This is a genomic window from Streptococcus sp. HMSC064H09 (assembly GCF_001812625.1).
Classification (GTDB): domain Bacteria; phylum Bacillota; class Bacilli; order Lactobacillales; family Streptococcaceae; genus Streptococcus.
In genome coordinates, this window is sequence record NZ_KV809582.1 from 253,163 (window position 1) to 274,268 (window position 21,106).

A 21,106-nucleotide genomic window follows, 5' to 3' on the forward strand; every position below is an offset into this window, starting at 1 on the left:
CAAAACGTCCTGTAAAACCACCGATGAAGCCCGTTGCAGTATTATCAACACCTAAACGTTGCAAAATACGACTAACATTAATCCCCTTACCGCCAGCGAACTTATCATCACTCTCCATGCGGTTAACTTCACCAATCTCTACTTTGTCGATACGAACAATGAAGTCGATTGATGGATTCAGCGTTACAGTATAAATCATACTTCAATAACCCTCGTTTTCTCTTTTAATTCTTTTAGGAGCTCTTCTTCCGAAGCATTTGTAATTATGGTTACTTTCTCGACCTCTGCTACCTTAGCATAGGTAATCTGACCAAGTTTAGAGGCATCAGCTAGAACATAGGCTTTTTGCGCATTGGCTATAACCGTCCGTTTGATAACTGCCTCTTCCATGTCTGGTGTGGTGAAATAATTAGCATCAACGCCATTAGCACCAATGAACGCACAATCAAAATTCAGTTGTCTAATTTGCTCTTGAGCAGTACTTCCAATAGACGCATCCGTTGAATGTTTAACCTTTCCTCCAACAATCCTAGTGCTAACACCGAGATCTACCAGCTTAACCGCATGGTGGATAGAATTAGTCACAACCGTTACCTGACGATTGGCCAAATGTGGAATCAAAAGTTCATTTGTTGTACTAGCCTCAAGAAAGACGACATCACCTTCCTTAATCAAATCGGCAGCATAACCAGCTAACTGAGCCTTTTCTTGAACGTTTCTAATAGCTTTTTGACTATTGGCAATTTCTTCCTTTAGACCATGAATGCTTTCAGCACCACCATGAACACGTTTAAGTTGGCCATCTGCCGCTAACTCGTCCAAGTCACGACGAATCGTCGACTCGGAAGTATCACTTAACAAAACAGTTAGGTTTTCCAAAGTGACAAAACCATCTTGTTTCAACTGAGACAAGATAATCTGCTTACGTTCAGACTTTAGCATAATCTCTCCTTCTGTAATCGTTTACAAAATCTATTATACTAAATTTTTAATAACTGTCAACTAGAAACAGTCAAAAAAAATCAAAATATTTCATTATAAAATACTTATCTACCAAAATGACGCAATTTGATAAGAAAGTTCTTACATTTTCAAAAAGAATACCCCTTTCAGTATGAAGGGCAAAATAAAAAAGCCTTTCGGCTCTCTTATCTTATTTGGCATAGTCAACCGCACGGAATTCACGAATGACTGTAACCTTAATATTTCCTGGGTAATCCAAATTCTTCTCAATTTGTTCACGTACCTTGTGAGACAAGATTGTAACTTCATCATCTGAGATTTTGTTTGGATGAACCATAATACGAATCTCACGACCAGCTTGAAGGGCGAAGCTTGTTTGAACACCGTCAAAGCTTGATGCAATTTCTTCCAAATCACGAAGGCGTTTGACATAATTCTCAACAGATTCATTACGAGCCCCTGGACGAGCCGAACTCAAAGCATCTGCTGCAGCTACAATAACTGCAATGACACTCTCAGGTTCTACATCACCATGGTGGCTGGCAATGGCATTGACCACAACTGGATGTTCTTTGTACTTACGTGCAAACTCTGCACCAATCTCTACGTGGCTACCTTCGACTTCTTTGTCAATGGCTTTCCCCATATCGTGAAGGAATCCAGCACGACGAGCAAGGGCAACATTTTCACCCAATTCACCAGCCATGATACCTGCTAGTTTACCAACTTCAACTGAGTGACGAAGGACGTTTTGACCATACGACGTACGGAACTGCAAGCGTCCCATAATCTTAATCAAATCAGGATGAAGATTCATAGCACCAATTTCGTAGGCTGCCTCTTCACCATATTCACGGATACGGTTATCCATTTCCTGACGGCTCTTCTCAACCAACTCTTCAATACGAGCTGGATGGATGCGTCCATCCTTAATCAAGGCTTCGAGAGTCATACGTGCAATTTCACGACGAACGGGATCGAAACCAGAAAGGACAACCACTTCTGGAGTATCGTCAATAATAACGTCAATACCTGTTAGACTTTCAAGCGTACGGATGTTACGCCCCTCACGTCCAATGATACGACCCTTCATATTGTCATCTGGAAGGTGAACAGTAGTTACTGTTTGTTCAGTAACATAATCTCCAGCCAAGCGTTGCATAGCTTGCGCCAACACGTTTTTGGCTTTCTTATCAACAGTATCTTTAACCTGTGCTTCTGCATCTTTGATACGTGTTGCAATCTCATGAGTCAGATTATTCTCAGTCTCCGTTAAGATTACCTCACGCGCTTCTGCAATGGTCATTTGACCAACACGTTCAAGTTCAGCCTGCTTCTCAGCCTCCAACTGAGTCACATTCTCTTCACGCTCATTAAGATGTTTAGATTTGTCAGCAAGACTCTGCTCTTTCTTCTCGAGGGCAAGTTCTTTACTTGATAGATTTTCATCCTTACGATCAAGGCTAGTGGCACGTTCTGTCAAACGATTTTCCATCTGTTTAAGCTCTTGACGTTCAGATTTGAATTCTTTTTCAATATCTTCTCGATATTTTCTAGCTTCCTCTTTTGCTTCTAACAAGAACTCTTTACGTTGAGCCTTACTCTCGCGTTCAGCAGTCACACGCAGATGATCTGCATCATGCTCTGCCTGACTACGAAGGTTCACAGCGTCTTGTTCTGCCTTTAGCAAGGTAGTTTCTGCTTGTTCCTTAGCTTTGCTAAGTTTAATAGAAATTGCTAAATATCCAACGACTAAACCAATGAGTGCAAAGACAACTAAAATTATCATGTTTATCATGTCTTTACCTCAACTTTTCTAAGGTTTCCCTAAAGAAAACCGTCTTCTAGTGTATCATATTTATAGCGATTTCTCAATATATACTAGAACTTTAAACTGATTTTGTGGTATCATAACTCTATTAGAATAGGGAGGTATTACCATGCCAAAAGACGTTACTGTTGAAAGTTTTGAACTTGACCACACTATTGTAAAAGCACCTTATGTCCGTCTTATTTCAGAGGAAGTTGGACCTAAAGGAGATATCATCACAAACTTTGATATCCGTTTGATTCAACCTAATGAAAATAGTATTGATACAGGTGGTCTTCATACTATCGAACACCTACTCGCTAAACTGATCCGTCAACGTATCGATGGCCTTATTGATTGCTCACCATTTGGTTGCCGTACAGGTTTCCATATGATTATGTGGGGTAAACAAGATCCTACAGAAATTGCCAAAGTTATCAAATCTAGTCTTGAAGCTATTGCTAACGAGATTACATGGGAAGATGTTCCAGGGACAACCATTGAATCTTGTGGTAACTACAAGGATCACAGTCTTCATTCAGCTAAGGAATGGGCTAAACTTATCCTTGAACAAGGTATCTCAGACCAAGCCTTCGAACGCCATACCGTATAAAAAACATTGGGGTATATCCCAATGTTTTTTAATATTTTCTAAAACGTTGATAACGCGCTTCAAGTAAGTCTTCTGTTGATAATTGGCTTAATTCTGCCAACTCGTCTACAATTGCTGTCTTAATTGCTTCAATAATTTCACTTGTAAAGTAACCACGTTCTGGGATAACCTTATCAACGATTCCCATGTTAAGCAACTCGCCTGATGTAATCTTCATCAACTCTGCCGCCTCTTCTGAACGTGAGCCATCTTTCCAGAGGATAGTTGCAAATCCTTCAGGACTCAAGATAGAATAGATGGTATTTTCAAGCATCCAAACCTTATCGGCTACTGCCAAGGCAAGAGCTCCTCCCGAACCACCTTCACCAATGATAATGGCAATAATTGGCACCTTAAGGTCGCTCATTTCCATAAGGTTACGCGCAATTGCCTCACCTTGTCCGCGTTCCTCTGCCCCAACACCAGGATAAGCACCTGCAGTATTGATAAAGGTAACGACTGGACGACCAAACTTTTCAGCCTGTTTCATGAGGCGAAGAGCCTTACGATAACCCTCTGGATGAGGTTGGCCAAAGTTACGGTTGAGGTTATCTTGTAGGTTTCTACCTTTTTGGATACCCACTACAGTAACCGCTTGGCCATTTAAACGACCAATACCACCAATAATGGCACCATCGTCACGGAAATTACGATCGCCATGAAGTTCGATAAAGTCATCGAAGATTCCTTGGGCAAAGTCCAAAGCAGTTAAACGGCCTTGGTCACGCGCTTCTTTTAAAATACGTGCTACGTCGCTCATTGAACACCTCCATGGAATGATAAGAGTGTGGCAATGGTATCAGCCAACTCTGTACGTTTAACAATGGCATCAACAAAACCATGTTCTTGAAGGAACTCAGCCTTTTGAAAATCATCTGGCAAAGTTTCGCGAACTGTGTTTTCAATGACACGACGACCTGCAAAACCAATCAAGGTTTGTGGCTCAGCTAAGATGATATCACCTTCCATGGCGAAACTTGCTGTAACCCCACCAGTTGTTGGATCTGTCAATACAGTCAAATACAGCAAGCCAGCATTCGAATGACGTTTTACAGCAGCTGAAATCTTAGCCATTTGCATCAAACTCATGATTCCTTCTTGCATACGGGCCCCACCAGATGCTGTAAAAATAACAACTGGAAGTTTTTCCTCAATCGCATGTTCAAAGAGTTTAGTGATTTTCTCACCAACAACAGTCCCCATTGAAGCCATAATAAAGTTAGAATCCATAATGGCCAAGGCTGTTTTTTGCCCCTTGATAGTTGCAACACCAGTCACGACAGCTTCATCAAGACCAGTTTTTTCCTTAGTCGCTGCTAGTTTCTCCATATAACCTGGAAAATTCAATGGATTTTCAGTTTTAATGCCTGTAAACAGTTCTTGGAAAGATCCCTCATCAACTGTTAAATCGAGACGTTCTTTAGCGGAAATACGGAAGGTATAAGAACAATTTGGACAAATTTTAGCTTGTCCCAAGTCCTTTTGATAAATAGCTTGTTTACAACCAGGACATTTTGCAAAAAGTTCATCTGGAACTTCTGGCACTTGGTGATCAATCCCATTACGTACAGAACGGTTAGGATTGATACGGATATACTTTTCTTTTCGATCAAATAATCCCATAAACTCTATTCCTCACGATTCTGATAAGCTGGTAGGAAGGTCTCCATCAAGAAGGAAGTGTCATAATCCCCAGCGATAACGCTACGATCTGAAATCAAATCCAACTGGAAGTCAGCATTAGTCACAACACCATCGATTTCGAGCTCGTAAAGAGCACGTTGCATCTTCATGAGTGCCTCAAATCGATTTTCTCCATGAACAATGATTTTGGCAATCATTGAATCATAGTAAGGTGGAATAGTATAGCCAGGATAGACTGCACTGTCTACACGGAGACCAACACCTCCACTAGGTAGGTAGAGATTGCTAATTTTCCCTGGACTAGGTGCAAAGTTGAACTTAGGATTTTCTGCATTGATACGACACTCAATAGCATGTCCCTTGATTTCAATATCATCTTGGGTCACAGAGAGTTTTTCACCTGCGGCAATACGGATTTGTTCTTTAACAATATCCACACCACTTACAAATTCTGTAACTGGGTGCTCAACTTGAACACGGGTGTTCATTTCCATAAAGTAGAACTGACCTGTTTTCTCATCAAGAAGGAACTCGATAGTACCCGCATTTTCATAATTAACAGCCTTAGCGGCACGGACAGCCGCTGAACCAATTTCGTGACGAAGTGTCTTACCAATAGCAACTGACGGTGATTCTTCCAAAACCTTTTGGTTATTACGTTGAAGAGAGCAATCACGCTCACCTAGGTGAACAATATTACCATAGCTATCTCCCAAAATTTGAACCTCGATATGACGAGCTGGGTAAATAACTTTTTCAATATACATCGCCCCATTACCAAAGGCTGCTTTAGCTTCTTGTGACGCAGATTCGAAGGCAGGAGCTAACTCTTCTTCAGTGTTAACCTTACGAATCCCCTTACCGCCACCACCAGCAGAAGCCTTAAGCATTACTGGGTAACCAAGACGGTTGGCAACCTCTAAAGCCTCCTCAGCTGTAAAGACTTCACCATCTGAACCAGGAATTACAGGGACATTAGCCTTAATCATTTCAGCACGGGCATTGATTTTATCACCCATCTTGTCCATGACTTCGCCTGAAGGACCAATAAACTTGATGTTCATTTCTTCACAGAGAGTGGCAAATTTAGAGTTTTCACTCAAGAAACCAAACCCTGGATGAATAGCTTGAGCCTCAGTCACAATAGCAGCTGATAGGACACGATTCATATTCAAATAAGAATCCGTTGATTTTGCAGGCCCGATACAAATAGCTTCATCAGCGAGCATAGTATGGAGAGAATCCTTATCCGCTTCAGAATAAATAGCAACCGTTTGGATACCCAATTCACGCGCTGCACGGATAATACGCACTGCAATTTCACCACGATTGGCAATCAATAATTTTTTAAACATAAAACAAGATAACATCAGACATTTTTTGATAGTCTGTGTTGATTTCCTTTCTATGTGATAGACCAATATCTAAAGAAAAATCCTTTCCGACTGTCGCCAGAAGGATTTTCACAAAACATTAGCTTCCAATAGCAAAAGTCAAAGTACCTGATGCAGCAAGTTTACCATCGACTTCAGCCTTAGCTTCAACAACAGCAATTGTTCCACGACGTTTAACAAACTTAGCTGTCATAACAAGTTGGTCACCAGGAACCACTTGTTTTTTAAATTTAACCTTATCCATACCTGCATAAAAGACTAATTTGCCCTTGTTTTCAGGTTTAGACAATTCAAGAACACCAGCTGTTTGCGCAAGAGCTTCCATGATAAGAACACCAGGCATAACTGGGTATTGAGGAAAATGTCCATTAAAGAAAGGTTCATTGATCGTTACATTTTTAATAGCTGTGATTTCGTCTTCTGAAACTTCTAGCACACGGTCAACCAAAAGCATTGGATAACGGTGTGGTAAAGCTTCACGAATAGCATTAATATCAATTGTCATTTGATGCGTACCAATCCTTTTCCGTAGTCAACAACTTCTTCATTCGCTACCAAGATTTCAGTAATAACACCATCTTTAGGTGCTGGCACTTCATTCATCACCTTCATTGCTTCAACGATAAGAAGCGTTTGACCTTTCTTAACAGTATCACCAACAGAAACAAAGGCTGGTTTTTCAGGTGATGGAGACAAGTAAGCCACACCAACAAGTGGACTTTCAACCACTTCACCTTCAGCAGCTTGAGCAGGAGCAGAGGCTTCTTCAACTGGTGTTGCTGGAGTTTCAACAGCGGCAGGTGCTGCTACTGGAGCAACTGGAGCTTGAGGAGCTGGCGCAACTACTTCAACTGTAGGAGCTACTGGGGCAGCTGTTACTGAACTTATTTGATTTTTGCTCAAGTTCAATTCTTCACCATTATTTTTGTATGAAAATTCACGTAAAGTTGAAGCATCAAATTGAGCCAATAAATCTTTGATTTCAGAAATATTCATGAATTAAGCCTCCCAACGTTTAAAGGCAAGAACAGCATTGTGTCCACCAAAACCGAAGGTATTTGAAATTGCGTACTCAATATCAGCTTCTTGACCTTCACCATAAACAACATTAGCTTCGATGTAGTCAGACAATTCTTTTGTACCAGCAGTTTTCGGTACATAGCTATGACGAATAGCTTCGATTGTTGCAATAGCCTCAACTGCACCAGCAGCACCTAGCAAGTGACCTGTAAATGATTTAGTAGATGAAACTGGAACATCTTTACCAAGTACAGAAACAATGGCACCACTTTCACCCTTTTCATTAGCAGGTGTTGATGTCCCGTGAGCATTGACATAATCAACATCTTCAGGTTTGATACCAGCTTCATTAATAGCCAATTTAATTGCTTTAGCAGCACCTGAACCGTCTGGAGTTGGTGTTGTCATGTGGTAGGCATCACAGTTTGATCCGTAACCAACAATCTCAGCCAAGATGTCAGCACCACGTTTTTGGGCATGTTCCAAGCTTTCGATAACGAGAACCCCTGCACCTTCACCCATAACAAAACCATTACGGTCTTTATCAAATGGAATTGATGAACGTTCTGGATCCTCTGTTGTTGAAAGTGCTGTAAGAGCATTGAAACCACCAATACCAATCTTAGTGATTGAAGCTTCAGCACCACCAGCCAAGACAACATCATGCAAACCGAATTTAATTTCACGGAAGGCTTCACCGATTGCATCATTGGCAGAGGCACAAGCAGTCGTCACTGATTTACATACCCCTTGAGCACCAATTTTAAGAGCAATGTTACCAGCACCCATGTTTGAAAGTGCTTTAGGGATAAACATTGGTTTGATACGTTTCATCCCACGTTCGTGCATACGAATGATTTGATCTTCAAGTTCTTGAAGACCACCGATACCAGATGACACGATGACACCAACACGATCACGATCTTCTTCTTCCATGTTAAGTCCTGAATTTTCAAGAGCTTCCATAGCAGCATAAATCGCATAAAGTGAGTAAGTGTCCATACGGTTAGTATCTTTTTTCACAAAGTACTTATCGAACGGGAAATCTTGGATTTCACCAGCGTTAAAGACTGGAATTTCAGAAGCATCGAACTTCGTAATTGGTTTGATACCAATTTTACCGTCATGAAGACTGTTCCAAAATTCTTCTGGTGTATTACCGATTGGTGAGGTTACGCCGTAACCTGTAACAACAACACGATTTGTAGACATATATATTCTCCTTTTGTCGGATGGATATTCTAATAAATGATTTTTTTGATATTGATATTCAATTATTGCATGGTCATACCACCATCAATAGCGATGGTTTGACCTGTGAGATATTCTTGACTAGCCAAGAATGCTGCAACTTCAGCCACTTCTTCTGCTTGACCAATACGTTTCATTGGCACTTGAGCAATCATAGCATCTTTCATTTTCTCTGGAATAGCGTCAGTCATATCTGATTCAATGAAACCAGGAGCAATAGCATTGACACGGACACCACGAGCCGCAACTTCACGCGCAACTGATTTTGTAAAACCAATCAAACCAGCTTTTGAAGCCGCATAGTTAGCTTGACCAATATTCCCCATGAGACCTACAACAGATGACATATTGATGATGGCACCTTGACGAGCCTTAGACATTGGTTTTAAGACAGCCTGTGTCATATTGAAAGCACCAGTCAAGTTGATTTTCAAGACACGTTCAAAATCTTCTTCACTCATTTTCAACATCAACTTATCGTTAGTGATACCAGCATTATTGACCAAAACATCAACACTACCAAGCTTTTCAATAGCTTCAGCTACCATACGTTTAGCATCTTCACCGTTAGAAATATCACCTGAGATACCTACAACAGTTACACCATAATCTGCAAACTGTGCAAGCAAGTCCTCAGAGATTTCAGAACGTCCATTTAAAACAACATTGGCACCAAGACTAGCAAATTTGTGTGCCACAGCTAATCCAATTCCACGTGTTGAACCTGTTACAAAAACATTTTTATTCTTAAGTTCCATGTTTACCTCGTTTTAAGCATTAAGAAGGGCATCAAGACTAGCTTGATCTTCAACATTATGAGTTGGTAAGGTTTTATCAATTTTCTTCAAGAAGCCTGACAAGACTTTTCCTGGACCAATCTCAATTACTTCATCTACACCAAATTCTTGGATAGTGGCAATCGAATCATAAAAACGTACAGGTTCCATCACCTGACGAGCCAAAAGTGCTTTGACGTCTTCTGACTTCATGATTTGAGCCTCAGTATTACCTACTAAAGGAAGCGTAAAGTCCTTGAATGACACTTTCTCAAGTTCTGCTGCCAATTTTTGACTAGCTGATTCAAGTAAAGCTGTATGGAACGGCCCTGAAACATTAAGAGGAATCAGACGTTTAGCACCAGCTTCTTTAAGCAATTCCACAGCATAATCAACAGCCTCAACTTCACCACCAATAACAATTTGTGCTGGAGTATTATAGTTAGCAGGCGTTACTACACCCTTTTCAGATGCTTTTTGACAGATTTCTTCAATCAAACTTGGATCTGTATTCATGACAGCAACCATTTTCCCACTCCCAGCAGGAGCAGCTGTTTCCATGAATTCTCCACGTTTAGCAACCAAGGCTACCGCATCCTCAAATGAGAGTGCTCCAGCAGCAACTAGGGCAGAATATTCACCCAAAGAGAGACCGGCAACAATATCAGGAGTGATACCATTTTCTGCCAAAAGGCGATAAATGGCTACTGACGTTGTCAAAATAGCTGGTTGAGTATAGCGTGTCTGATTTAGTTTTCCTTCGTTAGAATCAATCAATTCACGCAAATCATAACCTAGAATACGACTAGCCGTATCAAATGTCTCTTTGACAACGGGATAAGTCGCATACAAATCGCTCGCCATGCCCAATTTCTGAGCCCCTTGACCAGCAAATAAGAACGCACGTTTTGTCACTATCCTAATCCTTTCGACGTTTTTAGACGTTTACATCTGCCCAACGAGCAGCTTCTTCTTTAATCACCTTGGCAGCACCTGTGTATAGGTCTTCCAAGATTTCTGCACATGTTTCTTCTTTACGAACAAGACCTGCAATTTGTCCAGCCATAACTGAACCATATTCCACATCTCCATCAACAACCGCGTTACGAAGGGCACCTGCACCAAGCTCTTCAATTTCCTCTTGAGTCTTCTTACCAGCCAAGAAATCTTTTTCAGCTTGGTTATATTCAGTAGCCAATTTATTCTTAATCGCACGAACTGGGTGTCCAACAACTGAGGCTGAAATAACAGTATCAATATCTTTAGCCTTCAAAATCTTATCTTTGAAATTTTGGTGTGCATTAGATTCTTTAGCAACAGCGAAACGCGTACCAACCTGAACAGCATCTGCTCCAAGCATAAGAACAGCAGCCATACCACGTCCATCAGCAACACCACCAGCTCCAATAACTGGGATAGATACCGCATCAGCAACTTGGCGAACAAGTGCCATAGTTGTCAATTTACCGATGTGACCACCAGCTTCCATACCTTCTGCGACAACAGCATCTGCTCCAAGTTTTTCCATACGTTTAGCAAGTGCTACCGATGGAATAACTGGGATTACTGTAATTCCAGCTTCGTGGAAACGCTCCATATATTTACCTGGATTTCCGGCTCCTGTTGTAACAACCTTAACGCCCTCTTCGATAACGAGGTCGACGATGTCATCTGCAAATGGTGACAAAAGCATGATATTAACACCGAATGGTTTGTCAGTGATTTGTTTTACTCTATCAATGTTAGCTTTTACCACTTCTTTAGGGGCATTACCACCACCAATAATTCCGAGTCCACCAGCATTTGAAACGGCTCCTGCCAAGTCGCCATCAGCAACCCAGGCCATACCACCTTGGAAGATTGGATATTTAATTCCTAACAGTTCTGTAATACGAGATTTCATTTTGCACCTTTTTTCGATTTTCTAATCAAATAAATAGTTTAATAATCAAAGTAATTGTATAAACAAAGGAGAATATCCCAAATAAGAATATTCTCTATGCCCTGCTTATTTAGTTTTTTCTTCTACGTAAGCAACAAGGTCACCAACAGTGTTAAGACCTTCTTCAGTTTCGATTTGGATATCGAACTCATCTTCGATTTCTGAGATAACTTGGAACACGTCAAGTGAGTCAGCGTCAAGTTCGTCAAAAGTAGTTTCTACTTTTACTTCTTCTGCATCTTTCCCAAGTTCTTCAACGATGATTTCTTGTACTTTTTCAAATACTGCCATTTTAATTTCTCCTTTAAGATAAATATATTTCTTATAATCTATGCTGGTGCATAATTTATATAACTAGATTTTAACAATAAGACTGCCCCATGTCAAACCCCCACCAAAACCTGATAAGAGAATTGTTTGACCGCTGTCTAATTTTAAGGTCCCATTCGCCACGTTTTCAGAAAGCAGAATTGGGATACTTGCCGCACTGGTATTACCATAAGACATCATGTTTGCCAAGAATTTGTCACGATTGACATCGATTTTCTTAGCCATAATATCCAATATACGAATATTAGCTTGATGAAGAAGGAAGTAATCAGGCTCACCTTTTTCTTCAACCAAGGCCTTAATACTCTTTGAAACCGTCTTAACGGCAAAATCAAAGATTGCTTTCCCATCCATTTGCATATAGGGATTAGGCTGATCAGACTCATCTGAATAAGGCGAGATAACTGCAGAGGCTCCTGACTCAAGACCACCCTTGCTACCATCGGTATTTAAAGATTCTCCCAAGAAATGTTCTTCTTCAGTTTCTTCCAAGAGGACTCCGCCAGCACCATCTCCAAAGAGGACAGCTGTTGTACGGTCAGACCAGTCTAAAGTTTTTGAAAGAACTTCAGAACCAATGACTAAACCTTTTTTGTATGCGCCTGACTTTATCAATTTTTCTGCGGTTGCTAAAGCAAAGACAAACCCACTACATGCCGCAGTAATATCAAAAGCAAAGGCGTTGACTGCACCAATTGCTCCTTGAACTCGAGCCGCTACTGAAGGCATAGAACTATCAGGAGAAATCGTTGCAACTAAAACAAAGTCTAGCTCCTCAGGAGCTAATCCTGATTTTTCTAATAGCTGATGAGCAACATTGGTAGCTAAATCACTCGTATTCTCATTCAATGAGATGCGACGTTCCTGAATACCTGTACGTGAGCGAATCCACTCATCGCTAGTATCCATGATTTTTGATAGGTCATCATTAGTCACGACCTGAGCAGGTGCATAATGGGCAACCTGACTAATTTTTGCAAATGCCATTATTTCAACTCCTCAAGAAATGCGTGGAGATTTTCCAATCCCTTGCTCATAACCTTCAATTCCTCGTCGTTAAAGCCTTCTGTAATCCTCATCACCATTGATTTATGAAAACGACGGTGAAGACGATATACCAAACGACCCTTTTTAGAAAGCGAAAGATGGACCACACGACGGTCAACTGATGAACGTGTACGGACAATATAACCTTTCTTTTCAAGTTTATTGAGAGATGTTGTTACAGTACCAAGAGTTAGCATGAGTTCTTTAGCTACTGCACTTGGTGTCGTATCTGGATGTGTACCGATCACATCAATGGTATGCATTTCCTTGAGGGAAACATCGTTAAACTTTGAATTCTTTAAACTTGCTTCTTCGATAATAACTACGTTATTAAAAATATCAACAAGATAGCCATCAATTTTGTCGTAATTCACACCAGACTCCTTTCAATAAAACTTTGACTTTCAAATTATATCAGACTCAAACTAATTTCGCAAGCCCGATTAAAAAACTTTAGTTTTTCTTTTAGAAAATATGGCTATTTCCCTTGGAATTTAGGTCGACGACGCTCACTATAAGCACGTACCCCTTCTTTGAAGTCTTCTGTGAAAGCAAGAGATTTTTGCAAGTCAAGTTCCAACTTAGCGTAATTTTCCCATCCTGCAAATTCAGATTCCCAAACCATTTCTTTAATGGCTTTAAAAGAATTCACTGAAGAGCGGTTCAATTTTTTAATCAATTGACTCACAGTTTTTTCAAGTTTTTCTGACTCAACAACTTTGTAGGCAATTCCCCAGTCCAAGGCTTTTTCAGCTGATACTGGCTCTCCTGTCATGGTAATTTGAGTCGCACGGTTAATACCGATTGAACGTGTCAAAAGGTAGAGACCTCCAGCGTCAGGTGCCAAACCAACACCTACAAAAGCTTGGATGAATTTAGCTTTATCAGATGCAATCGTAAAGTCTGCTGCAACAGCTAAGTTAGCTGCAGCACCTGCACATGGTCCATCAACTACCATGATGACTGGCTTAGGCAATTTTTTAAGAGCAAAAGAAATTTCATTTACCTGCTCAGCAATACGAACCAAAGACTGTACATCATCTACAGCAACCGCTTTTTGCATTTGATCAAGGTCACCACCAACAGAAAAGACTTTTCCATTAGCATTGATTACCAAGAATTTTACTGACGCATCTTGTTTAGCTTCCTCAATTGTAGCCATAATCTCATCACAAACCGGAATATTAAATCCATTTTGCACTTCTGGACGATTAAGCGTTAAAGTTGCTACTCCATCTTCAACACTATAAAGAATTGTTTCGTAAGCCATTTTTTGCATTCCTCCGATAACTAGTTCCTATATGAAAACCGTATGTTCTTTATATTTTTATCACAATTTTATTTGATGAATAGATAATTTGATTATCAAATCATTCATCGTTATTTTCTAGTATACCATAGTCCATCTAAAGGTCAACAAAAACTTAGAGTTTTTTAATTTGATACATCAAAACACCGAGTTCTACAACTCGGTGTCTCTTCTATTTTAATAAATCTAAAACATCTATAAGGTTATCCAACAAGCCTTTGGCTGCACCTTGATCCATGCCAAAACGATTATCTTTAATGGCCCAAACCTCAACACCTGCAGCGACTCCAGCAGCAATCCCCTTTTCGCTATCTTCGATAATCAGCGCCTGATTTGCTTCTACGTTCAAATGCTGTAATGCTGTCAGATAAATCTCTGGATTGGGTTTACTCTCTTTAAATTCTTCTCCTGAGAGAACCACATCAAAGAAACCGTTCAAATGATTTTCCTCCAAAGCTCTAAGGATATCTGCCTTTACTGAGCTAGAAGCTAAACCTATTTTCAACCCTCGAGAATTCACTTCATTCAAGACCTTGAAAACATCAGGAAAGATTAATTCTTTATAGGGTAAGGGGTTGTCTTGTTTATAGGCATTATACTCTTCTTGTAAAGTTGGCACATCCCAGTTATCATAGTCATCTCTGAGAATATTTTCCCAAACTTGCTTGGTATTTCCACCTATAAAGAAAGACGGGGGTAAATGGTCTATTGAAATTCCCTTTTGAGCTAAGAAATTTGCACGTCGATCATAATAATATTTTTCAGTGTCAAAAAGGACACCATCCATATCAAAAATAATTGCCTCTACCACGGGATATCCTCCTTTTCTTTCCTTATTGTACCATAATCAGACTAAATCTTACTTGCTTTTAAAAACAATGTGACAAATTGTCAGAATTTTGCTATAATTGTAGAGTAATTTAAAATTTTTGGAGTAACTATGAAAGTCATCAAATTCGGTGGGAGCTCACTTGCTTCAGCCACACAATTAGAAAAAGTCTTAAACATTGTAAAATCTGACCCTGAACGTCGCTTTGTCGTAGTATCAGCCCCTGGTAAGCGTAACGATGAAGATACCAAAGTCACAGACGCCTTGATTAAATACTATAAACACTACACAAAAGGTGCTGATGTCAAAGCTGACCAAGAATGGATTATTAACCGCTACCAAGCTATGGTCGATGAGCTAGGCTTCAAATCAACAGAAATGGCGAAGATTGCTAAATCTATCAACGATCTTGCCACTCTTCCTATTGAAGACAATGATTTCCTTTATGATACTTTCCTAGCTGCAGGGGAAGATAATAACGCAAAATTAATCGCAGAATATTTCCGTAATAACGGTATTGAAGCACGTTACGTTCACCCTCGCCAAGCTGGTATTTTTGTCTCAAGCGAACCTGGAAATGCTCGTATCCTTCCAGGAGCTTATGACAAGTTGGAAGAGCTTCGTGAATCAGATGAGGTTCTTGTAATCCCTGGTTTCTTCGGTGTTACCCCTGATAATCAAATTTGTACTTTCTCACGTGGAGGCTCTGATATCACTGGTTCTATCGTTGCAGCTGGAGTTAAGGCAGATTTATATGAAAACTTTACAGATGTAGATGGTATTTTCGCAGCCCATCCTGGTGTCGTTCATGAACCACATTCAATTCCAGAGTTGACTTACAAGGAAATGCGTGAATTGGCGTATGCTGGCTTCTCAGTTCTTCATGACGAAGCCCTTCTCCCTGCCTACCGTGGTAAAATTCCACTCGTTATTAAAAATACAAATAACCCAGACCACCCAGGCACACGCATTATTCTTGAACACAAGGGTGCAACTGTTCCTGTCGTTGGTATCGCGAGTGATGATAAATTCGTCAGCATCAATATGAGCAAATACCTCATGAACCGTGAAGTTGGTTTTGGACGTAAGGTTCTCCAAATTTTGGAAGATTTAAACATCCGTTGGGAACACATGCCTTCTGGAATCGATGATCTCTCAATCATTATTCGAGAACGTGAACTTACCCCAATCAAAGAACAAGAAATTCTTTCATACTTGACTCGTGAACTCGGTGTTGATGAAGTTGAAATTGAACATGGCCTTTCAATCCTCATGATTGTTGGTGAAAATATGAAAGACCACATCGGTGTTACAGCGACAGCGGCTAAAGCGCTCTCTGAAAAACATATTAACCTAGAAATGATTTCTCAAGGTTCTAGTGAGGTTTCTGTTATGTTTGTAATTGAAACCGAGCAAGAAAAAGCAGCTGTCAGAGCTCTTTACGATGCTTTTTTCCGTAGTGGCGATTAATCTAAAAACCTATCTCCTTCAAGGGATAGGTTTTTTCTTTATGAAAAAATAAGTCATCTCTCATGATATCTACTCCAATAGCAAATTCATTGATCAATTATACACAGCAATTACTAACCAAAAAACACTAACTTTCGTTAGTGCTTTTTTTACAAGATATTTTCGTAACTTTCACGAACGGCATCTGGCCAAACTGAAGTTTGAACCTCACCAATATGTTTCTTACGAAGCAAGAACATAGCCATACGTGACTGACCAATACCTCCACCAATTGTTAGTGGGAAAAGGCCATGTAACAAGGCTTGGTGCCAATCCAATTTCAAACGTTCTTGGTCGCCAGTAATTTCAACCTGACGTTTAAGGGCATCTTCATCAACACGAATACCCATTGATGACAATTCAAAGGCATGTCCTAATTGTTCATTCCAAACCAAGATATCCCCATTCAAACCATGGTAACCATTCTCAGACTCAGTTGTCCAGTCATCATAGTCAGGTGCACGACCATCATGTGGTTTTCCATCAGGAAGAACACCACCGATACCAATCAAGAATACAGCACCATATTCCTTAGTAATAGCATCTTCACGCTCTTTTGGTGTCAAATCAGGGTACTTCTCAACAAGTTCTTCTGAATGGATGAAGGTAATTTTCTTAGGTAAAATAGCTTCAATATCGTAACGTGCTTCAACTGCTAGCTCAGTCAAACGAATAACCTTATAAATGGTTTCAACAGTTTCTTTCAAGTAAGCGATATTACGATGTCCGTCAGGAATAACTTTTTCCCAGTCCCATTGGTCAACGTAAACAGAGTGCGTTGCATCCAATGAATCTTCATCTGGACGAAGAGCCTTCATATTAACCACGAGCCCTTCACCTTCATTGAAACCAAAACGAGCCAAAGTATGGCGTTTCCATTTTGCTAATGAGTGAACAACTTCGTATGTTGCGTCAGGAATCTGAAGCACATTAACAGTTACAGGATTTTCAATACCGCTCAAATTATCCTGCATACCATCCCCGACCTTACTCAAAATAGGCCCTTGCACTTCAACGACGTCAAGTTTATCAATCAAATACTGTGTAAAAGTATTCTTCACAAAAGAAATTTCCTCTTGTTGATGAATGAAGCTCTTTTTCATACGCTCCTCCTTTAAAAAATCGATAAGCCTATTATACTCCTATTTTTCAGAAAAATAAAGAAATTTTCCAACAATTTGGAAAATTTCTTGTTTTTTATGTTAGGTTTTATCACATTTTCTTAGTCAGCTTCACAACTGCTTCTGTTCGAGCTGTATGAGGAAACATGTCTACTGACTGAATATAATTAACATCATAAACTTTAGCCAAAGAAACTAGGTCTCTAGCCAAAGTAGATACATTACATGAAACATAAACCATTTTTTCAGGAGTGTAGGCCAGTATCGTTTTAAGTAGCTTATCATCTAAACCAGTTCTAGGTGGATCCACAATAAGAGCATCTGCTCGATAGCCTTCCTTGTACCAACGAGGAATGATATCCTCAGCCTTACCCACCTCATAGTGAGCATTCTCCAACCCAAGTGATTTAGCATTCTTTCTAGCATCCTCAATAGCCTCTGGAATAATATCCATACCTCGAATACTCTTTACCTTATTTGCAAAAGCAAGTCCAATAGTACCAACCCCACAATAAGCATCAATAAGGTGTTCAGCCTTACCTACATCCAAAGCTTCAACGGCCTGACCATAGAGTACCTCTGTTTGTTGAGGATTCAACTGGTAAAATGCACGAGGAGAGAGAGCAAAGCTATAGTCCAGTACCTCTTCTTGAATAGTGTCTTGCCCCCAAAGAATTTCCGTCTCTTGACCATAAATCTCGCTAGATTTCGAATAATTATAATTGACAGCAATAGTTACAATCTCTGGAAAACTTTCCGTCAACTCCTTAACTAATTTAGTGAAAGAAACTGATTTAGAGGTTACAAAAATCAACTGGACCTGATTTGAACCCAAAGCACGTCGTATCATAACGGTCCGAATTCCAGAAATTTTACGCTCATTATAAATTGGCAACCTGTATTTATCTAACAAATTTGTCACCTTATTCATGATGACTTGAGTTAGCTCATCCTGAACTAGGCAATCATCAATATTAATGAGGCGATGACTCCCTTCCGCAAATAAGCCAGCTTTGACTGAACCACCAAAAGAACGGGTTTGAAATTGTAGTTTGGCTCGGTAATGTTGTGGTTGCTCCATCCCTATTGTTGGACGAATGTCATATGACTCAAAATTATCCGGTTTAAACTTCTTCAAGGCTTGTCCTAATAAGTCAGTTTTAAACTCTAATTGCTTATCATAACGAAGATGCATTAACTGGCAACCGCCACAGTCTTCATAAATACTACATGCAGGTTCAACACGAAACTTAGAAGGCTTATTAATCTTTAATAATTTTGCCTGAACAAAGTTTCTCTTAACAGAAACAACCTGACAGAATACTTCTTCACCCTTCAAAGCCCCTGGCACAAAAACTAGAGTTTTCTTATAAAAACCAATGCCTTCGCCATTGATTCCCATGCGTTTTATCTTAAGCGGGATACGCTGTTTCACTTGTAAATTCATACTACCATTCTAACATTTTGATATAATAATAACTATGAAAATCACAAAAATCGAGAAGAAAAAGAGACTTTATCTCCTTGAGATAGACAAAAAAGAGAGTCTCTACGTTACAGAAGATACCATCGTTAAATACATGTTGACAAAAGAAATGATACTGGACAAAGATCAACTAGAGAATATTAAATCCTTTGCCCAGTTCTCGCATGGTAAAAACTTAGCCCTCTATTTTATTTCATTTAAACAACGTACTGAGAAAGAGGTAAAAGATTACCTCTTTAAACATGAAATAAACCCTCATATAATTCCAAAAATTATTGATAATCTAAAAAGAGATCACTGGATTGATGATTACAAACTCCTAGAAAGTCTAGCTCAACAAAATCTGAATTCAGGTGATAAAGGAGCCTATGTGCTGAAGCAAAAATGGCTTCAAAAAGGTTGTAAAAAACAGATCATTGACGATGTTTTAAGTCAATTTGATTTCTCAGAAATAGCCATTAGAGTAGCTTCAAAACTGTTACGAAAATATCAGGGAAAACTACCATCTAAAGCCCTAAAAGATAAATTAACTCAAAGCCTTATCAATAAAGGTTTTTCATTTCAAGAAAGTAAACTAGCAATCGATCATCTAGAACTTGAAGCAGATGAAGAAACTGAACAAGCTCTCCTTTATAAAGAAATAGATAAGCAATATCAAAAATTTAGTAAAAAATACGACGGTTATGAACTTAAACAGCGCTTGACACAATCTTTAGCCAGAAAAGGTTATGACTTTGATGCCATAGCATCCGCTCTAAGAGAATATTTATAGGAATTTCCCCTCTTTTCACAAAATTATGATACAATAGTGAGGATAACCCTTATTGTAGAAAGAGGACGCCATGAAATTACCAAAAGAAGGCGACTTTATCACAATTCAAAGTTATAAGCATGATGGTAGTTTGCACCGTACTTGGCGCGATACTATGGTACTAAAGACAACTGAGAATGCTGTTATTGGCGTTAACGACCACACCCTCGTTACTGAAGCAGACGGAAGACGATGGGTAACACGTGAACCTGCTATTGTTTATTTCCACAAAAAATACTGGTTTAATATTATAGCCATGATTAGGGATAACGGCATTTCCTACTACTGCAATTTAGCTAGTCCATATATTTTGGACCAAGAAGCACTAAAATATATTGACTACGACCTAGATGTCAAAGTCTTCGCTGATGGTGAAAAAAAATTGCTAGATGTAGATGAGTATGAAACACATAAAAAAGAAATGCATTACTCTCCTGATATTGACTATATCTTAAAGGAACATGTTAAAATCTTGGTAGATTGGATTAACAATGGTAAGGGGCCATTTTCACAATCTTATGTTAACATCTGGTACAAACGTTATCTTGAACTAAGGAATCGTTAAAGTTGTCATAAAAAAGACTAGTAATAATACTAGTCTTTTTTTGCACTAAAAACTAATGCTTCGGAATCTAAGTCCATATTCAAAAGATAACGCCCTTCTTCTACTTGAACAAGGTACCCTAATAATACTAAAGCATCGACAAAAATATTCCTCCTCTTTTGAAGTACATATTCCTTCCTTATGTATTTTAATAGAAAAGTCGTTACATGTTTCAAAAAGTATTCAGGATTAACATCCCCTAATATGTCATATAATCTATTCTGCTCTTCAGATAATGGTAGATTTTCTCTTAATTTATAGAAATAATTTGAAATCGTAAGTTCGTCTCTCGTGATACCCGTTTGTTCGATAATAACAACTTCATTAGTAGAATTAGATATCTCAGTAACAAAACTACGATTTAATAGTTCTAAATAACAAGAAGAATCATCATTAATAAAAAAATGCTGGTCTAAGTCAATTTTAGAAAAATCCGACACAAGACTAATTAATAAACGGTAATGTTTCTCAAATCGTTCTATATAGCCTACTTTTACAAACTCCTCAATTAATTTATCTATATTCTTTTGAAAAGGGAACTGCCTTTTTATTGCTCTCATGGTCACAGGCTGATTAAGATATAGATAATTCACTATTTCCATAAAAAA

The 21,106-nt window shown here is 39.2% G+C and carries 24 protein-coding genes; 4 read left to right on the top strand and 20 right to left on the bottom strand.

Annotated features, from left to right (window positions below; all coding sequences use genetic code 11):
• The 3 genes from HMPREF2867_RS06640 to HMPREF2867_RS06650 all read right to left on the bottom strand — a co-directional run.
• A partial coding sequence (locus HMPREF2867_RS06640; RefSeq protein WP_256263067.1) for a PfkB family carbohydrate kinase occupies window positions 1–199 on the bottom strand: 199 nt, incomplete at its 3' end.
• Window positions 196–942, bottom strand: coding sequence for a DeoR/GlpR family DNA-binding transcription regulator (locus HMPREF2867_RS06645; RefSeq protein ID WP_002890068.1), 747 nt, complete (start codon window positions 940–942; stop codon window positions 196–198). The genes HMPREF2867_RS06640 and HMPREF2867_RS06645, both read right to left, overlap by 4 nt.
• Before the next feature lie 211 nt (window positions 943–1,153).
• Window positions 1,154–2,761, bottom strand: coding sequence for a ribonuclease Y (locus HMPREF2867_RS06650; protein WP_002885478.1), 1,608 nt, complete (start codon window positions 2,759–2,761; stop codon window positions 1,154–1,156).
• A 142-nt stretch (window positions 2,762–2,903) separates the two neighbouring features.
• Here HMPREF2867_RS06650 and HMPREF2867_RS06655 point away from each other — a divergent pair, with 142 nt between their 5' ends.
• Entirely contained in the window at window positions 2,904–3,386 is a 483-nt protein-coding gene (locus HMPREF2867_RS06655; RefSeq protein WP_002885585.1) for an S-ribosylhomocysteine lyase, read from the top strand.
• Window positions 3,387–3,414: 28 nt separating this feature from the next.
• On the opposite strand, the gene HMPREF2867_RS06660 is transcribed toward HMPREF2867_RS06655, so the two are convergent.
• From HMPREF2867_RS06660 to HMPREF2867_RS06725, 14 genes are all read right to left on the bottom strand, one after another.
• Window positions 3,415–4,185: an acetyl-CoA carboxylase carboxyl transferase subunit alpha gene (locus tag HMPREF2867_RS06660; RefSeq protein WP_002886662.1), complete on the bottom strand. Its 771-nt coding sequence runs from the start codon at window positions 4,183–4,185 to the stop codon at window positions 3,415–3,417.
• Window positions 4,182–5,048 (bottom strand): acetyl-CoA carboxylase, carboxyltransferase subunit beta, encoded by an 867-nt coding sequence (gene accD, locus HMPREF2867_RS06665; protein WP_002886660.1) that lies wholly within the window; start codon window positions 5,046–5,048, stop codon window positions 4,182–4,184. The genes HMPREF2867_RS06660 and accD overlap by 4 nt, the downstream gene beginning before the upstream one ends.
• A 5-nt stretch (window positions 5,049–5,053) precedes the next feature.
• Window positions 5,054–6,424, bottom strand: coding sequence for an acetyl-CoA carboxylase biotin carboxylase subunit (locus HMPREF2867_RS06670; protein ID WP_002886659.1), 1,371 nt, complete (start codon window positions 6,422–6,424; stop codon window positions 5,054–5,056).
• A gap of 118 nt (window positions 6,425–6,542) precedes the next feature.
• Window positions 6,543–6,968 carry a 3-hydroxyacyl-ACP dehydratase FabZ gene (gene fabZ, locus HMPREF2867_RS06675; protein WP_002885470.1) on the bottom strand — a complete coding sequence of 142 codons (426 nt, stop codon included), beginning with the start codon at window positions 6,966–6,968 and terminating at the stop codon, window positions 6,543–6,545.
• On the bottom strand, window positions 6,965–7,459 hold the full coding sequence (gene accB, locus HMPREF2867_RS06680; protein WP_070576605.1) for an acetyl-CoA carboxylase biotin carboxyl carrier protein: 495 nt from the start codon (window positions 7,457–7,459) through the stop codon (window positions 6,965–6,967). Before accB ends, fabZ begins: the two co-directional genes overlap by 4 nt.
• 3 nt (window positions 7,460–7,462) lie before the next feature.
• Window positions 7,463–8,695 (bottom strand): beta-ketoacyl-ACP synthase II, encoded by a 1,233-nt coding sequence (fabF, locus tag HMPREF2867_RS06685; protein ID WP_070576607.1) that lies wholly within the window; start codon window positions 8,693–8,695, stop codon window positions 7,463–7,465.
• A gap of 62 nt (window positions 8,696–8,757) precedes the next feature.
• Complete coding sequence (gene fabG, locus HMPREF2867_RS06690) at window positions 8,758–9,492, bottom strand: 3-oxoacyl-[acyl-carrier-protein] reductase (RefSeq protein WP_002886656.1); 735 nt, start codon at window positions 9,490–9,492, stop codon at window positions 8,758–8,760.
• A gap of 12 nt (window positions 9,493–9,504) precedes the next feature.
• Window positions 9,505–10,425, bottom strand: a complete 921-nt coding sequence (gene fabD / locus HMPREF2867_RS06695; RefSeq protein WP_070576608.1) for an ACP S-malonyltransferase — start codon at window positions 10,423–10,425, stop codon at window positions 9,505–9,507.
• 22 nt (window positions 10,426–10,447) lie between these two features.
• Complete coding sequence (gene fabK, locus HMPREF2867_RS06700; RefSeq protein ID WP_002890043.1) at window positions 10,448–11,413, bottom strand: enoyl-[acyl-carrier-protein] reductase FabK; 966 nt, start codon at window positions 11,411–11,413, stop codon at window positions 10,448–10,450.
• Window positions 11,414–11,518: 105 nt separating this feature from the next.
• Window positions 11,519–11,743 (bottom strand): acyl carrier protein, encoded by a 225-nt coding sequence (locus tag HMPREF2867_RS06705; RefSeq protein ID WP_002885495.1) that lies wholly within the window; start codon window positions 11,741–11,743, stop codon window positions 11,519–11,521.
• Window positions 11,744–11,806: 63 nt separating this feature from the next.
• The gene (locus HMPREF2867_RS06710; RefSeq protein WP_002890040.1) at window positions 11,807–12,769 is read right to left on the bottom strand and encodes a beta-ketoacyl-ACP synthase III; all 963 of its coding nucleotides are present in this window, start codon (window positions 12,767–12,769) and stop codon (window positions 11,807–11,809) included.
• Window positions 12,769–13,203 (bottom strand): fatty acid biosynthesis transcriptional regulator FabT, encoded by a 435-nt coding sequence (locus HMPREF2867_RS06715; RefSeq protein ID WP_002885562.1) that lies wholly within the window; start codon window positions 13,201–13,203, stop codon window positions 12,769–12,771. Before HMPREF2867_RS06715 ends, HMPREF2867_RS06710 begins: the two co-directional genes overlap by 1 nt.
• Window positions 13,204–13,307: 104 nt before the next feature.
• On the bottom strand, window positions 13,308–14,099 hold the full coding sequence (locus HMPREF2867_RS06720) for an enoyl-CoA hydratase (RefSeq protein ID WP_037597443.1): 792 nt from the start codon (window positions 14,097–14,099) through the stop codon (window positions 13,308–13,310).
• Window positions 14,100–14,310: 211 nt separating this feature from the next.
• Complete coding sequence (locus HMPREF2867_RS06725; protein WP_002890035.1) at window positions 14,311–14,949, bottom strand: HAD family hydrolase; 639 nt, start codon at window positions 14,947–14,949, stop codon at window positions 14,311–14,313.
• 129 nt (window positions 14,950–15,078) lie between these two features.
• Here HMPREF2867_RS06725 and HMPREF2867_RS06730 point away from each other — a divergent pair, with 129 nt between their 5' ends.
• Entirely contained in the window at window positions 15,079–16,437 is a 1,359-nt protein-coding gene (locus HMPREF2867_RS06730) for an aspartate kinase (RefSeq protein ID WP_070576611.1), read from the top strand.
• A gap of 149 nt (window positions 16,438–16,586) precedes the next feature.
• On the opposite strand, the gene asnA is transcribed toward HMPREF2867_RS06730, so the two are convergent.
• Window positions 16,587–17,579 carry an aspartate--ammonia ligase gene (asnA, locus tag HMPREF2867_RS06735; RefSeq protein WP_070576614.1) on the bottom strand — a complete coding sequence of 331 codons (993 nt, stop codon included), beginning with the start codon at window positions 17,577–17,579 and terminating at the stop codon, window positions 16,587–16,589.
• A gap of 109 nt (window positions 17,580–17,688) precedes the next feature.
• The gene (gene rlmD, locus HMPREF2867_RS06740) at window positions 17,689–19,044 is read right to left on the bottom strand and encodes a 23S rRNA (uracil(1939)-C(5))-methyltransferase RlmD (RefSeq protein ID WP_070576617.1); all 1,356 of its coding nucleotides are present in this window, start codon (window positions 19,042–19,044) and stop codon (window positions 17,689–17,691) included.
• 34 nt (window positions 19,045–19,078) lie between these two features.
• Between rlmD and recX the strand changes: the two genes are divergently transcribed.
• Entirely contained in the window at window positions 19,079–19,855 is a 777-nt protein-coding gene (gene recX, locus HMPREF2867_RS06745; RefSeq protein ID WP_070576620.1) for a recombination regulator RecX, read from the top strand.
• Window positions 19,856–19,925: 70 nt separating this feature from the next.
• The gene (locus tag HMPREF2867_RS06750) at window positions 19,926–20,459 is read left to right on the top strand and encodes a nucleoside tri-diphosphate phosphatase (RefSeq protein ID WP_002886644.1); all 534 of its coding nucleotides are present in this window, start codon (window positions 19,926–19,928) and stop codon (window positions 20,457–20,459) included.
• Window positions 20,460–20,488: 29 nt separating this feature from the next.
• Here the strand turns inward: HMPREF2867_RS06750 and HMPREF2867_RS06755 are convergent.
• On the bottom strand, window positions 20,489–21,106 hold a 618-nt coding region (locus HMPREF2867_RS06755; RefSeq protein WP_141750995.1), incomplete at its 5' end, for a DUF1803 domain-containing protein.

Bases quoted from the DNA above. Each gene is read 5' to 3' on its own strand.
- accD (WP_002886660.1), bottom strand. From the start codon at position 5,048: ATGGGATTATTTGATCGAAAAGAAAAGTATATCCGTATCAATCCTAAC.
- HMPREF2867_RS06705 (WP_002885495.1), bottom strand. From the start codon at position 11,743: ATGGCAGTATTTGAAAAAGTACAAGAAATCATCGTTGAAGAACTTGGG.
- HMPREF2867_RS06720 (WP_037597443.1), bottom strand. From the start codon at position 14,099: ATGGCTTACGAAACAATTCTTTATAGTGTTGAAGATGGAGTAGCAACT.
- asnA (WP_070576614.1), bottom strand. From the start codon at position 17,579: ATGAAAAAGAGCTTCATTCATCAACAAGAGGAAATTTCTTTTGTGAAG.
- fabF (WP_070576607.1), bottom strand. From the start codon at position 8,695: ATGTCTACAAATCGTGTTGTTGTTACAGGTTACGGCGTAACCTCACCA.
- HMPREF2867_RS06750 (WP_002886644.1), top strand. From the start codon at position 19,926: ATGAAATTACCAAAAGAAGGCGACTTTATCACAATTCAAAGTTATAAG.
- accB (WP_070576605.1), bottom strand. From the start codon at position 7,459: ATGAATATTTCTGAAATCAAAGATTTATTGGCTCAATTTGATGCTTCA.
- HMPREF2867_RS06730 (WP_070576611.1), top strand. From the start codon at position 15,079: ATGAAAGTCATCAAATTCGGTGGGAGCTCACTTGCTTCAGCCACACAA.
- HMPREF2867_RS06670 (WP_002886659.1), bottom strand. From the start codon at position 6,424: ATGTTTAAAAAATTATTGATTGCCAATCGTGGTGAAATTGCAGTGCGT.
- HMPREF2867_RS06650 (WP_002885478.1), bottom strand. From the start codon at position 2,761: ATGATAAACATGATAATTTTAGTTGTCTTTGCACTCATTGGTTTAGTC.
- HMPREF2867_RS06655 (WP_002885585.1), top strand. From the start codon at position 2,904: ATGCCAAAAGACGTTACTGTTGAAAGTTTTGAACTTGACCACACTATT.
- HMPREF2867_RS06710 (WP_002890040.1), bottom strand. From the start codon at position 12,769: ATGGCATTTGCAAAAATTAGTCAGGTTGCCCATTATGCACCTGCTCAG.
- fabG (WP_002886656.1), bottom strand. From the start codon at position 9,492: ATGGAACTTAAGAATAAAAATGTTTTTGTAACAGGTTCAACACGTGGA.
- HMPREF2867_RS06660 (WP_002886662.1), bottom strand. From the start codon at position 4,185: ATGAGCGACGTAGCACGTATTTTAAAAGAAGCGCGTGACCAAGGCCGT.
- rlmD (WP_070576617.1), bottom strand. From the start codon at position 19,044: ATGAATTTACAAGTGAAACAGCGTATCCCGCTTAAGATAAAACGCATG.
- fabK (WP_002890043.1), bottom strand. From the start codon at position 11,413: ATGAAATCTCGTATTACAGAACTGTTAGGAATTAAATATCCAATCTTC.
- recX (WP_070576620.1), top strand. From the start codon at position 19,079: ATGAAAATCACAAAAATCGAGAAGAAAAAGAGACTTTATCTCCTTGAG.
- fabZ (WP_002885470.1), bottom strand. From the start codon at position 6,968: ATGACAATTGATATTAATGCTATTCGTGAAGCTTTACCACACCGTTAT.
- HMPREF2867_RS06645 (WP_002890068.1), bottom strand. From the start codon at position 942: ATGCTAAAGTCTGAACGTAAGCAGATTATCTTGTCTCAGTTGAAACAA.